Source organism: Microbulbifer hainanensis (genome assembly GCF_014904735.1).
GTDB classification, from domain to species: domain Bacteria; phylum Pseudomonadota; class Gammaproteobacteria; order Pseudomonadales; family Cellvibrionaceae; genus Microbulbifer; species Microbulbifer hainanensis.
Genome location: NZ_JACZCR010000067.1, coordinates 1 through 364, shown reverse-complemented (window position 1 = coordinate 364; position 364 = coordinate 1). Strand labels below are relative to the sequence as shown.

Below are 364 nucleotides of genomic sequence, written 5' to 3'. Positions count from 1 at the left end.
GAATTGCTCCGGCGTCAGCGGTCCATATTTCCCCGAGTTGGACGTGTCGAACGGCATGCCCTCGGATTTCAATGATTCGAAGTAGGCACGGAGCAATCGATCTTCCGGCTTGTTGCATCGCTCAGGGTATACGTTGAGCTTTCTGCCGCGCTCAATTGCGCACTTTGCGGCTCTTTCTACGGCGACAGCGAACGCGGTTTTGCAGAGATCCCAGGGCCGGCGACCGTACCGTTCATAATATCGGTGGTTATAACCGGGACGATCAACGACGCAGGCGATGCCGATGATCGGAGCATCACGCATAAGGCAGTACAGTTCTTCGTAGAACGCAGAGCGCTCTTCTTCGTCAGCATCATCGAGCCAC

Annotated in this window: 1 protein-coding gene; it reads right to left on the bottom strand. The window is 55.5% G+C overall.

All coding sequences use genetic code 11. From position 1 onward, the window contains the following. Positions 1–364: hypothetical protein (locus tag IG168_RS20350; protein WP_226877194.1), on the bottom strand; the 364-nt coding region annotated here is incomplete at both ends.